This is a genomic window from Bradyrhizobium sp. NBAIM03, assembly GCF_020194055.1.
Lineage (GTDB): Bacteria > Pseudomonadota > Alphaproteobacteria > Rhizobiales > Xanthobacteraceae > Bradyrhizobium > Bradyrhizobium yuanmingense.
In genome coordinates, this window is sequence record NZ_JADYVS010000055.1 from 1 (window position 1) to 11,215 (window position 11,215).

At 65.4% G+C, this 11,215-nt stretch carries 12 protein-coding genes and 1 pseudogene; 8 read left to right on the forward strand and 5 right to left on the reverse strand.

Translation table 11 applies throughout. The features are described 5' to 3' along the window. Positions 1–529 precede the first annotated feature (529 nt). On the reverse strand, positions 530–952 hold the full coding sequence (locus tag I6F21_RS36820) for a response regulator (RefSeq protein WP_162131166.1): 423 nt from the start codon (positions 950–952) through the stop codon (positions 530–532). 395 nt (positions 953–1,347) lie between these two features. On the opposite strand from I6F21_RS36820, the gene I6F21_RS39105 reads away from it, so the two are divergent. The 5 genes from I6F21_RS39105 (at position 1,348) to I6F21_RS36840 (ending at position 3,870) form a co-directional block, all read left to right on the forward strand. After that, positions 1,348–1,659 (forward strand): hypothetical protein, encoded by a 312-nt coding sequence (locus tag I6F21_RS39105; RefSeq protein WP_225152510.1) that lies wholly within the window; start codon positions 1,348–1,350, stop codon positions 1,657–1,659. Continuing rightward, complete coding sequence (locus I6F21_RS39110) at positions 1,656–2,057, forward strand: helix-turn-helix domain-containing protein (RefSeq protein ID WP_346656852.1); 402 nt, start codon at positions 1,656–1,658, stop codon at positions 2,055–2,057. Before I6F21_RS39105 ends, I6F21_RS39110 begins: the two co-directional genes overlap by 4 nt. A gap of 185 nt (positions 2,058–2,242) precedes the next feature. Next, positions 2,243–2,941: a Crp/Fnr family transcriptional regulator gene (locus I6F21_RS36830; protein WP_192893380.1), complete on the forward strand. Its 699-nt coding sequence runs from the start codon at positions 2,243–2,245 to the stop codon at positions 2,939–2,941. A 154-nt stretch (positions 2,942–3,095) separates the two neighbouring features. After that, on the forward strand, positions 3,096–3,470 hold the full coding sequence (locus tag I6F21_RS36835; RefSeq protein WP_225184295.1) for an Hpt domain-containing protein: 375 nt from the start codon (positions 3,096–3,098) through the stop codon (positions 3,468–3,470). Positions 3,471–3,621: 151 nt separating this feature from the next. After that, positions 3,622–3,870 (forward strand): hypothetical protein, encoded by a 249-nt coding sequence (locus tag I6F21_RS36840; protein WP_225184296.1) that lies wholly within the window; start codon positions 3,622–3,624, stop codon positions 3,868–3,870. 69 nt (positions 3,871–3,939) lie between these two features. On the opposite strand, the gene I6F21_RS36845 is transcribed toward I6F21_RS36840, so the two are convergent. Next, positions 3,940–4,569 (reverse strand): helix-turn-helix transcriptional regulator, encoded by a 630-nt coding sequence (locus I6F21_RS36845; protein ID WP_225184297.1) that lies wholly within the window; start codon positions 4,567–4,569, stop codon positions 3,940–3,942. A gap of 335 nt (positions 4,570–4,904) precedes the next feature. Between I6F21_RS36845 and I6F21_RS36850 the strand changes: the two genes are divergently transcribed. Together I6F21_RS36850 and I6F21_RS36855 are read left to right on the forward strand one after the other, a co-directional pair. Next, a complete protein-coding gene (locus tag I6F21_RS36850; protein ID WP_057026526.1) occupies positions 4,905–6,068 on the forward strand; it encodes a hypothetical protein in 1,164 nt (387 codons plus the stop codon). Between the two features lie 553 nt (positions 6,069–6,621). Further along, positions 6,622–7,830, forward strand: coding sequence for an EAL domain-containing response regulator (locus tag I6F21_RS36855; RefSeq protein WP_225184298.1), 1,209 nt, complete (start codon positions 6,622–6,624; stop codon positions 7,828–7,830). A gap of 9 nt (positions 7,831–7,839) precedes the next feature. On the opposite strand, the gene I6F21_RS36860 is transcribed toward I6F21_RS36855, so the two are convergent. Beyond that, on the reverse strand, positions 7,840–8,694 hold the full coding sequence (locus I6F21_RS36860) for an NAD(P)H-dependent oxidoreductase (RefSeq protein ID WP_225184299.1): 855 nt from the start codon (positions 8,692–8,694) through the stop codon (positions 7,840–7,842). Positions 8,695–8,790: 96 nt separating this feature from the next. On the opposite strand from I6F21_RS36860, the pseudogene I6F21_RS36865 reads away from it, so the two are divergent. Next, positions 8,791–9,717: pseudogene (locus tag I6F21_RS36865) on the forward strand (LysR family transcriptional regulator); the annotation flags it as partial. A gap of 82 nt (positions 9,718–9,799) precedes the next feature. On the opposite strand, the gene I6F21_RS36870 reads toward I6F21_RS36865, so the two are convergent. Next, positions 9,800–10,078, reverse strand: coding sequence for a hypothetical protein (locus tag I6F21_RS36870; protein WP_225184301.1), 279 nt, complete (start codon positions 10,076–10,078; stop codon positions 9,800–9,802). Positions 10,079–10,194: 116 nt separating this feature from the next. Then, the gene (locus I6F21_RS36875; RefSeq protein ID WP_225184302.1) at positions 10,195–11,055 is read right to left on the reverse strand and encodes a DMT family transporter; all 861 of its coding nucleotides are present in this window, start codon (positions 11,053–11,055) and stop codon (positions 10,195–10,197) included. Between the last annotated feature and the right edge of the window lie 160 nt (positions 11,056–11,215).

The window sequence follows — 11,215 nt, forward strand, 5'->3', positions numbered from 1 at the left end:
AGGCGGAAGATGTTATCCAGGATCTTGGCGTTGTTCGGCTCCTGCTCGAACTTCACCAGCTGATTGTCCACGGTGTCCAGGCTCTCGCTGGTCTCCGTCAGAAACTCCCGCAACAGATCATCCATGAGCTACGCCTTACTGACCCGGGCCGCAAACGCGACGTCCGAGCCACCCTTGGCACGGACGGACGCCCTATCCTGGATCGTTAGACATCCCCTTTCACAGTCCCGTTAATTTCATCCTCCGTGCTACTACGGATTTTGAAGAGAAGTTTGCGGTTCTGCCGCGTGTTGCAGCGCTTTTCGGCAAAACCATCCCCGCGCCGCAACGGCGGGAGCCGCGCGGTGAACGAGCCACTAATCGCGCGACGCGGCGTGCGAGAAAGTCCTGCTCGTGAAGAACGATAGAGGCGGTCGAGGCAAGCCGGCCGCGCCCTCGTCGCGCGAGTGCTTGGGCGTTGCCGGATCTAGGCGGTCCACGCTCGAGGTAAACGAAGCGTTACCCCGCGGGGAAAGCGGCTCGTGTCGCGCTAACCGAGCTGCACGGCCGTGGCAATGTCGGAGCGGGGGCGAGGCTCTGCCAGGCAATCGTTGATGGCGGCGAGCAGCGCGTGCGGCGTGAACGGCTTGCGCAGACAGCGCGCGGCGCCGAGCTCCAACGCCATCCGCAGGAAGTCCGGCGCGGGCGAGTCCAAATTCGCGAAGGCGTAGCCGGACATCGCGATCAGCGGAATGACCGGAGCCCGGTCGTGGAAAATCCGGATCGATTCGAACCCGCGCATGTGCGGCATGAAGATGTCGATGATCATCAGATCGAATTGCTTGTGCTCGAGGGCGCGCAGTCCGGCTTCACCACCCTCGGCGATCGTCACCCGAAAATTGTTGCGCTGGAGGTAAACCTCGATGGCCATGCACACCATCGGGTCATCGTCGACGACGAGAATATGGCGCAGATCGTCTCGCCCGGATTGAGCTTCCCGTTCCGGCGATTCAACAATCGAACCGTGGGGCACGCCTTTCTCCTTTGCTTTCGATGAGAGATGAAACTAACATTTTTGCGGACGCGGTCGAGGCGACGCGAGCCGGCCCAATGGCCAGCGCGACTGCAATGCCTTCCGGCTCCTGAGGCCCCCTTGCCGCTTTTTCCCTGCGCAATCGTTGCAGGACGGCCGCCTCGTCAACGAATCAGCGTGCGCTACTTAATTCCGCCGCAAATGAGACAGGTTGTCTGCCCTCTAACGGGTATATGGACGACACCACAACCTTCAGATTAGTATTTGCGCGCCGTGCAACTGAGTGACGAAGGCCGCCGCGCCCAGCGTCCATCGAACCCGCCGGATTAACCTGCATGACCGTGAGCGGCCGCCCGCCCAACCAGCTGCTGCAACTGCTCGATGCCGCGGATTTCGATCTGCTGCGTCCGCACCTCGCGACGGTTGAAATGGTCAGCAAATCTGTCGTGGGCGAGATCGGCACTGCACCGAGACATGTCTACCTCCCGCATGGTGGATGCGTTTCGATCAGGGTGAGCCTGTCCGAAGGACAGACGATCGAAATTGCGATGCTGGGCCGCGACAGCGTCGTGGGGCCGGTGCGGCCCTTGCCGACGGCATCTCGCCGATGGACGCGGTTGTGCTGTTCCCAGGAGCTGCTTCCGTGATCGAAATCGGAGTTTTCCGCGCGGTCGCGACCGCAAGCGCACGCCTCCGCAAGCTGATGGTCCGCCACGAGCAGGTCATGCTCGCGCATGTGCAGCAATCGCTGCTCTGCAATACGCTGCATCTGGTCGAGGCGCGGCTCGCGCGTTGGCTGCTCCGCGCCCACGACCTGTCCGACGGCCAAATCCTGCCGCTGACCCAGGAGGCGCTGGCGCAGATGATCGGCGTCCGCCGCAACGCGATCTCGCTGGTCGCGCATGCGCTGCAGCGCGCCGGCATCATTCGCTACAGCCGCGGCCAGATCGAGATCATCGATCCCAAGGCGCTGCTGGCGACGTCCTGCGGCTGCTATTCGGCGGTGAAGGCCCATCACCTGCGCCTGATGGGAGTCGTGGCGTGACGGGAGCACGATGCGATCTCTGTGTTCCGACGTGCACGCAGCGTCGATGCATCGCCAGGGCGGACAACTTGTCTCAATTGCCAATATATCCCGCCGCGAGGATGATGGAACTTACCCGCGCACCGCGTGAGTGCAGGCGTGCGATTCCCAGGTGCAAGGGTACGGAGGAGGCAGCTTTGGAAAGCATGGCGCGTCCGTCCAACGGTTTCCTGTCCGCACTGTCGGCAGACGATTATGAGTTGATCCGCCCGCACCTGCGAACTGTGGATCTGCCCCACGGGGCGGTGCTGGTCGAGACCGGCGAGACGCTCATGCGCGCCTATTTTCCTCACCGCGGCGTGATCTCGCTGGTGGTTGAACTGGCCAAAGGCGAGCATGTGCAGGTCGCCATGATCGGCCGTGGCAGCCTGCTCGGAACGCTCGCCATCGAGGGTGATGCGTGTGCGTTGAACACCGCCATCGTGCTGGTTCCCGGCGCCGCCTCGGTGGTGGATCTGGACCGCCTGCGCATGGCCGCCGATCAGAGCAGCGCCCTGCGCACGCAGCTTGCGCGTCACGGGCTGGCGGTCTACGCCCAGGTGCAGCAAACCGCGGGCTGCAACGCCGCTCATCCGGTGGAGTCGCGGCTGTCGCGCTGCCTGCTGCACACGCATGACATGTCGGGCGAGTCGCGTCTGCTGCTGACACAGGAGACCATGGCTCAGATGATCGGGGCCCGGCGCAACAGCGTGTCGCTGGTCGCCAACTCCCTGCAGCAGGCCAATTTCATCCACTACAGCCGCGGACACATCCAGATCACCAACCTGGACGGGCTGCGCCAGACGGCGTGCGAATGCTACGCCGCCGTGAAGGCCCAGTACGACCGGCTGCTCGGCCCGCCCTGAACGCCGCGGTCGCTTGGTAAACCGCGGGCTAATGCCGGCCTGCAAACACCAGCCATCCTGCTACCAGAACTGAAATTCGAAGGCCGTACACACGCGACATGCCTCGCGCGGCGGCGTGCCGCGCGACACGAACCGGGATCAGGGCAGGCAAGACATGTTTGACGTCACCGTCGCGCCTGCGAACGCGATCGATGCCGAACCCGCGCGCGAGCCGCGCGCGTACGAAGCGCTGGTGCGCGAGATCGGCGAGGACGGTGCCGGCGAAGTGCGCGACGTGTTCTGGAGCGAGACCTGCGCGCGCCTGCAATCGTTCCGCACGCTCTCGCCCGCGCAGCACCACGCCAGGATCACGCGCGAAGCGCATTCGTTGAAGAGCGCGGCCGGAACGTTCGGCTATCTCAGGCTCGCAGCGCTGGCGCTCCGGCTGGAGAAAACCGCGGAAAGCCTCGGCGAGACCGAATTCCGCGCGCTGCTGGACCTGATGGATGCGGCCTACGCCGCCGCGCATGCGCAGGAGCCGCAAGGCTAGCTCGCTTGGGATGCGCGCTCGTCGCGCTGCTTCGCGTGAAAACGCTCCGGACTACTCGCGCGTGCATTCCCGCCGTACTTCTACGGTTTGCGATTTTCACAGATGGCTAATCATAGCTGGCGATAGTCCCGGAAAACCAGGAGGGTTTTCCATGTTCACCTACGAGACCGCAGACCAGAAGGAGGTTCGTCGCTTCCGGATCGCACAGTTCAACGGCCGGATGGCGACGGTGAAGGCCGGCGGCTCGACCGTGACCGGTTTCGTGCGCTCGGTGCTGGAGCAGGAATCGAGCATGCCCCCCCGCTGGACCATCACGATCATTCCGAGCGCGCCGAAGGAAGAGATCAAGCCGTTGCGTCCCACCTCGCGCGCACGTCCCTTCGCCGAAGACTATTTCTGAGCGCCACGGATTTCCCAACTTTCGAGATAGGCGTCGGGTCTCGCCCGACGGCGGGCGACGGGCCCGGCCTCAGTCGATCGAATGCAGCAGCGCCGCACGGACGAGGTCCGCGGTGTTGCGCGCACCGAGCTTGCGCATCGCCTCGGCGCGATGGCTCTCGAAAGTGCGCGGACTGATCTGCATGCGAAGCGCACCCTGCTTGTTCGAGTAGCCTTCGCTGATCAGCCTCAGCACCTCGCGCTCGCGCCTGGTCAGCCGCTTCTGGCCCGACGGGCCGATCAGATTGGCGCTCGGCGGCCGCGGCGGTTGCAGCACGCGGACGGCCTTCGATTCCGCTTCTTCGGACGGGCTCGGCAAGCCGCCCTTGGAGCCGCTCTTGGGCGGGCCGGCGAGCTGCTTGACCAGGCCGCAAACGCGCTCGGTCTGGGCCAGCGCGTTCTCCACCACCCGCTGCAAATAGGCGCGATCGCCGGTCGCGGGGACGAGCTGATCGCTGTGGTGCTTGATCTCGCCCATGTAGAGCAGCAGCGCGGTCAGGGGGCCATTGAGCTCGCGGGCGATGGCAGCCGCCATTTCGTCGGCCGCCTTGGCACGCAAGGCGCTCAGGCGGGCGAAATCGAGCTCTTCAGCTGAAGCAGCGCTGCTCTCGTGCCATGCCGACGGCCGCGAATCGGTGGCCGTATCATTCTGTGACCCCATGTCACTCGTTTAGCGGAACCGGCGCGGGTCTGTGATTAACTTTTTGCTCCGTATGACTACGGTGATTTAGACGGTTTTACGCTGAAATGACGACTTCGGCACAATTTGTGCTTGCGCGGCGCCGCACGCGACCATGCAGCGGTTGAGTTTTCTGCCGAAATCGCGGGGTGGGAACGGGAAAGCTCCTCGGCGAACGCCTTGCTCCGACATCCACCCCCCGGATTTTACGGATTAATTAACGGCGACTTGCTTCTCTAGGGAGGTTGAGAGCGCGCAAATGCCTCCACGCATTGGGCCCGCAAGCCCGCGGGCCACGCTGCGAAAGATTGCGTGCCATGGACGAGATCGACCGGCTATCGGAATTTCTGCAGAGGCTGACGCCGCTGTCGCGCAGCTGTCTGCTCAGCGAGCTCGAACGGCTCGAGCTGTGCGGCATCGACATGCCGGGTTCGGCCGACATCCAGGCCCGCTTGCGCGCCGAATTCCGCAAGGACGGATCGACCCAGGCGCGCGCCACCAGCCCGTCGCGCTATTTCTTCGCGCCGCTCGAGCTGCTGCTGATCGATGGCGCGCCCGAGCATGCCAACATGGGGCGGATCTCGCGCAATACCCTCACCCCGATCTGGGAATGGATCTGCCGCGACCTGCTGCCGACCATGGCGCGCGACTACATCAAGGCGATCGGCGACCAGGTCGCGGCCAACAACCCGAAGGAAGTCCAGAAGATCGCCTCGACCTTCCAGATCAAGGTCGTCAAGGTCCTCGAGAGCACCCTCGCCTCGCCCGAGAGCGCCGAATCCGCGCGCGCCAAGCTCGGGCAATATACGGCCTCGCGCACCGCCTTCGACGACGTCGTGAAGATGCTGCACGTGTTGCGCGCCGGCGATGCACTGCCGAAGTTCAACGCGAAGCTGCCCGACAAGATCGCGAAGTTCGACGACGGCCAGGTCGCCCAGATCACCGCGCAGCTCGATGCCTTCAAGAAGGCGCATCCCCAGGCGCTGCCCTTCGCGCTGGCGCTGGTGGCGCGACGCCTGAAGACGTCCTGGCAATTGGTGCGGCTTGCTACCCGAGCCGCTGCGAGCAAGGCCGCCGCAGACGTCGCCGCCACCCCCTATGCCTGCGTCGTTCCCATGGTTCTCGACCGGCTCGACGACAAGCGTCTCGCACTTCGCGTCGCGCTCCGGCACAACCGGGTGCTGATCGCCCGCGACCTGCTCGCGGACATCTACGACACCGAATATGCGCTCAAGGTCCGCATCGACGGCATCGAGCAATGCGAATGGGGCGTCCGCCTCCAGCAATTGATGGATGCGATCGCGGCGCTGGTCTCCGCCGAGGTGAGCCGCTTCCCCGACAATGTCGGCCACATTCTCGGCTCGCGGCGGCTGCGCAGCCACGATACGCTCAGTGGCAAGCTGACCTATCTGGCCTGGAAGGGACGCGACGCGATGCAGGACGGTGCGGCGGCGTTCCGCAAATTGATCGGGCAAACCTAAAGCGTTTGAGCATGATCTTTCCGGAAAACCGCTGCACACTTTTCCGGATCATGCTCTAGACCCGGTTCGGCCGCGAAAAACCGTGCGCCGCGCGGCTAGCGCGGCAGGCACAGGAAGCGATCCATGAATCGCCCTGACAGCACGAACCTGAACCACCAATACATCATTCGCCGCATCGACATAGCTGTAATCCTCGACAGCCCTCCACCGGCTCGGGGGAGCTTTAGCGCGAGCGCGGCAACGCGCGTGTGATGTGCTTCACATTCTCGGCCGCCGGCGCGGACCCGTTGTCGCATGACCGTCACGAGCGAAAGGCGGCGGTGCGCGCATCGCGGGAAGACGCAAGCGTGAAAGCCGCCGCCGATTCACGTTGCGCCGGCTTCATCGCCGCCGCGGGACAACCGCGCGCGTGCACCCAAAGGGTTCGTCGACAAATTAGCTCGAATTGCAGGGCTTAACGTTACTCAGATAATTCAAGAACGATGTGAAGCTCTCCTTATTTGAACCCACGCTCCGCGTTTAAGAAACCGTCACGGAACGGGAGTGGTGTACGATGAACGATGGGATGATTGAACTCGTCGGACGAAGGCCTGTGACCTTCGGACGGCGAAAGGTGACGCCGCGCGCCTGCGTGGCCGACAGCAAGCGTCACTTGCGCGCGTTCCTCAGCGAGATCCTCGAGGATCTCGGCTTCGTCACCTGCGAATGTGCCAGCGCCGACGAGCTGAAGACGGTGCTCGCGAGCGAATTGCCGGATCTGATCCTGCTCGGCGTCGCCGCCGACGGCATCGAGCCGGGACGATTCCTCGAAGTCCTGGTGCGTGAGGCATTTGCCGGCAAGGTTCTCGCCGTCGGCGCCCGCGATTCGATCATCGTCAAAGCCGTGCGGCAGGTCGGCGACGAATATGGCCTTGCCATGCTGCCGCCGCTGACCACGCCCTTTGCCGCGGAGACGCTGCGCGAGCGCGTTGCGATGCTGCTGCCGGATGAGCCGGCGCCGAGCCCGGCCGTGCATGTCGGCGAAGCCCTGCATGCCGGCTGGCTCGAGCTCTGGTACCAGCCCAAGATCGACGCGCGCACGCTGGTCCGCAACGGCGCCGAGGCCTTGGTGCGGATGCGGCATCCGACCTGGGGCGTGGTGCCGCCGGCCTATTTCATCCCGGAGCCGCACGATCCGCATTTTCGCGAGCTGTCGGAGTTCGTGATCGATCGCGCCATGCAGGACTGGCACTATCTTCTGGAGCAACAAAGTCCGGTCGACCTGTCGATCAATCTTCCCGCCGCCTATCTCAGGGAACCGCAGGCGGTGCGCGATCTCTGCCGCCGCGTGCCGACGCATCCGGCCTTCGGCGGGCTGACGGTCGAGATCGACAGCGAGGAGGCGATCCGCGAGCTCGATTTCCTGGCCGAGGTCGCGCGCGAGGTCGGCCTGCACAATATCGGGCTGTCGATCGACAATCTCGGCGCCAACTGGCCGTCGCTGATGGACCTCGACAAGATTCCCTTCGTCAAGCTGAAGGCCGACCGGCAATTCGTCACTGGCAGCGGCGGCGATCGGCTGAAGCGCACGGTGTGCCGTCACATCGTCGAGCTGGCGCAGACCTTCGGCGCGCGCGCGGTAGCACAAGGGGTCGAGAGCCGCGCCGACCTCATCGCAGCGAGCGAGATCGGCTTCGATGTCGTGCAGGGCTTTCTATTCGGCAAGCCGATGCCGCTGAAGAAGTTCGCGAAGGCCGCGCTGACGCGCACCGTGATGGGATGACCGCGTTCGCTACGCCGTTTCCTCGCGGAGATCTGCCGTTGACCGCATCGCTCCTGGCTTGCCCGGCGCGCCGCCTTCGTGAGCGGAATCGAGGTGGAGCGCGAAACCCCGCGCTCCGGGAGACTCGAGCCCGGCGCGGAGCTGCATGCTCGGAATGATGTAATCGCCGCCATTCTGGCGCCGATAGGGAATCGGCAAAGTCGTCGCGAGCGTTCTCATCCGCTCGCGCAGGCGTTCGGCCGTCGCGCCGAAAGCGGCTTCATCGAACCTGTCGGCCTGATAGGCCACGAACGGCGGCAGGACGTCATAGCCCGGATAATAGAGAATGCCGTGATTGATCGGAAACAGCAGGTCGTCGATCGGCCCGTTGACCCCGCGAGCGGAATAATGGTCCAGCCAGCCGCCGGCGGTCACGATCAGCATCGCGCGTTTGCCGGCCAAGGTCCCTTCGCCGTAACGGTCGCCCCAGCGCTTGTCGCTGTGCTCGCCGACACCATAGCCGAAGCCGTAGGCGAACACGCGGTCGACCCAGCCCTTGAGTATCGCAGGCATGCTGAACCACCATAGCGGAAACTGCAGAATCAGAGCGTCCGCCCACAGCAGCTTCTCGATCTCGCCCTTGACGTCGGCAGTCAGCGTGCCCGCCTCGAACGCCTGCTTGGATGCCGCGGCGACCGCGAGACGCGCATCGACCGGCAGCGACGGAAAGTCGCCGCGGTCGACCTCGGACTTCCAGCCCTCGGCATAGAGGTCGGAGATCCGCACCTCGTGCCCCTGCGCCTCGAGCTCTCTGACGGCGACATCCCGGAGCGAGCCGTTGAGCGAGCGCTGTTCAGGATGAGCATAGACGATCAACACTTTCATGTTCGGGCACCATTGGATTGAGGATTGTGGCTCGGCAGATAGCGCGGTGGCCCGCGATCCGATAGACGTAGCCGATGGATAAGATTGTGCCGGAAAATGGATAGGCCGGAGGTTACGCTCGAGCGCATGCGCAGCTTCGTGCGTGTCGCCGAGCGCGGAAGCCTATCCGCGGTCGCGCGCGAGCTCGGGGTCGGCCAGTCCACGGTGACGCGGCACATTCGGGAGCTGGAGCAGGCGGTCGGCGTACCGCTGCTCACCAGGACCACGCGCAGGGTCACCGTGACGGAGGAGGGTCGCAATTACTACGCCGACTGCGTGCATGTCCTGCGTCTCGTCGAGCAGGCCGGTGATGAAGCGCGCTCGACGCGCGGCGCGCCGGCCGGAACGGTGCGGGTCTCCTGCACCGCGGCGTTCGGCGTGCTCCACGTCAGCCGCTTGATCTTCGCCTTCCAGGACGCTTATCCGGAGGTGTCGGTCGACCTCAGCCTGACCGACGAGCGGATCGACCTCGTCAGGGAAGGCGTCGATGTCGCGCTGCGTCTGGGGCCGCTCGCCGAAAGCTCGATGAAGCTGAAGTCGCTTGGCCAGTCGCGGCGGCTGCTCGTGGCCGCACCGGACTATCTTGCCGCGCGTGGCCGGCCTGCGCGCCCGCAGGACCTCGCCGATCACGAGGGCGTTCGGATGTCCAACATCGCCGGCAGCGATGTCCTCGTGCTGCAGGGGCGCCGCGGCGGCCGTCATGCGATAGCCTTCACCGGGCGGCTGCGCCTGGATCACGGGCTTGCCGCGCGTGAGGCGCTCGCGGCCGGCCGCGGCATTGCGCCGGCGCATCTTTGGCTGGTCAGCGACCTGCTCGCGGACGGCAGCCTCGAACGCGTGCTGCCGGACTATTCGCCGCCGCCCGTGCCGCTGAACATGCTGATCGTGCCGGAGCGGTCCGGCATTGCGCGCGTGCGCCTGCTGGTCGATTTCCTCGCCCAGCAGATCGCGCTATTACCCGGGATCGAAAGGCCCCAATCAGGGCTTTCTGTTCGGCAAGCCGATGCCGCTGAAGAAGTTCGCGAAGGCCGCGCTGACGCGAACGGTGATGGGGCAGCAGTGAGGCCTAGCGGCAGACCCAGACGCCGTTGACCAGCACGCGAGCGCAGGTCGGCGCCGCGATAGCGGCTCCTGCGGCTGCTGCACCGACGGCCGCGCCACCGACCACGGCACGGCGGGTCGTTCGACGCGCGACGCCCGCGACACTCGCCGGCGTCGCCGGCCGCCCGACGCGGGCTTCCGCGCTCTGGATCGAGACTGAAAGCCCGTCCTCGGCCGACCACTGCACCGAGGTCAATGCTGCACAGGCGACAACGGCGCCGGCCAGCCACAATTTAGTTCGCATGACGTCCTCCCTCGCTGTTCAGGCAAGTAAAGGCAGACACCGAGTCGGGACAGGCATTGATCTAGATCAAGGTTCGGCGGCCGCATGACACTGGCGGGAGGCGTGAGGCGACAGGCTCACGCAAACCGCCGCGCGAAGAAGACGCAGGCGACCACGATTGCGGTCGCGGCGATCATGCTTGCTGCGACCGGCTCGCCGAGCAGAAGGCCGGCGAGCGCCAGGCCAAAGAACGGCTGCAGCTGCTGCAGCTGGCCGATTCGGGCGATGCCGCCGATGGCGAGCCCGCGGTACCAGAAGATGAAGCCGACGAACATGCTGAAGACGGAGACATAGGCGAGCCCGATCCAGGCGGGCACACCGATGCCGCTCCAGACCGGCGGCCACGTCAGCACGGCGAGCACCAGCATCAAGGGCAGCGCGAGCAGCAGCGCCCAGGAGATCACCTGCCAGCCGCCGAGGCGGCGCGACAGCGCGGCGCCCTCGGCATAGCCGAGGCCGCACAGCACGATCGCGGCGACCATCAGCAGATCGCCTTGAAGCGAGGCCGCGTCGTCGCCGGCGAGAGCAAAGCCGGCCACCGTGGCGCTGCCGAGACAAGCGAACAGCCAGAACAGCGGCCGCGGCCGCTCGCCGCCGCGCAGCACGCCGAAGATCGCGGTCGACAGCGGCAGCAGGCCGATGAAGACGATGGAGCGCGCGGACGTGATGTGCTGGAGCGCGAGCGCCGTCAGCAGGGGAAAGCCGACCACGACGCCGATGGCGACGATGGTGAGCGAGGCGAGATCACGGCGCTGCGGCCGCGCCTGCCGGAGCAGGCCGAGCACCACAGCACCAATCAGCGCCGCGATGACGGCGCGCGCCGAGGTCAGAAACAGCGCCGAGAAGCCGCCGACGGCGACGCGCGTCGCCGGCAGCGAGCCGCTGAAGATGATGACGCCGAGAAGCCCGTTGCCCCAGCCGCTGGCGGAAGAGTGCATGTTGGTCTCGCTTGGTGGACGGCGGCGGATCGGGTGCCGGGGCGGTTGAACGCCTCGCGTGATGGCATGGAACAACAAAAGTTCGAAAACAACCCCATGCACAGTAGACGGGGGTTGCAAGATCAATGGGTTAGGCGGGGGGTGGAATTAGGTGCGGGTC

What these genes read in the sequence shown, in the direction of transcription:
- I6F21_RS39105 (WP_225152510.1), top strand. Translation starts at nt 1,348, where the DNA reads ATGACCGTGAGCGGCCGCCCGCCCAACCAGCTGCTGCAACTGCTCGAT.
- I6F21_RS36830 (WP_192893380.1), top strand. Translation starts at nt 2,243, where the DNA reads ATGGCGCGTCCGTCCAACGGTTTCCTGTCCGCACTGTCGGCAGACGAT.
- I6F21_RS36835 (WP_225184295.1), top strand. Translation starts at nt 3,096, where the DNA reads ATGTTTGACGTCACCGTCGCGCCTGCGAACGCGATCGATGCCGAACCC.
- I6F21_RS36840 (WP_225184296.1), top strand. Translation starts at nt 3,622, where the DNA reads ATGTTCACCTACGAGACCGCAGACCAGAAGGAGGTTCGTCGCTTCCGG.
- I6F21_RS36845 (WP_225184297.1), bottom strand. Translation starts at nt 4,569, where the DNA reads ATGGGGTCACAGAATGATACGGCCACCGATTCGCGGCCGTCGGCATGG.
- I6F21_RS36850 (WP_057026526.1), top strand. Translation starts at nt 4,905, where the DNA reads ATGGACGAGATCGACCGGCTATCGGAATTTCTGCAGAGGCTGACGCCG.
- I6F21_RS36855 (WP_225184298.1), top strand. Translation starts at nt 6,622, where the DNA reads ATGAACGATGGGATGATTGAACTCGTCGGACGAAGGCCTGTGACCTTC.
- I6F21_RS36860 (WP_225184299.1), bottom strand. Translation starts at nt 8,694, where the DNA reads ATGAAAGTGTTGATCGTCTATGCTCATCCTGAACAGCGCTCGCTCAAC.
- I6F21_RS36870 (WP_225184301.1), bottom strand. Translation starts at nt 10,078, where the DNA reads ATGCGAACTAAATTGTGGCTGGCCGGCGCCGTTGTCGCCTGTGCAGCA.
- I6F21_RS36875 (WP_225184302.1), bottom strand. Translation starts at nt 11,055, where the DNA reads ATGCACTCTTCCGCCAGCGGCTGGGGCAACGGGCTTCTCGGCGTCATC.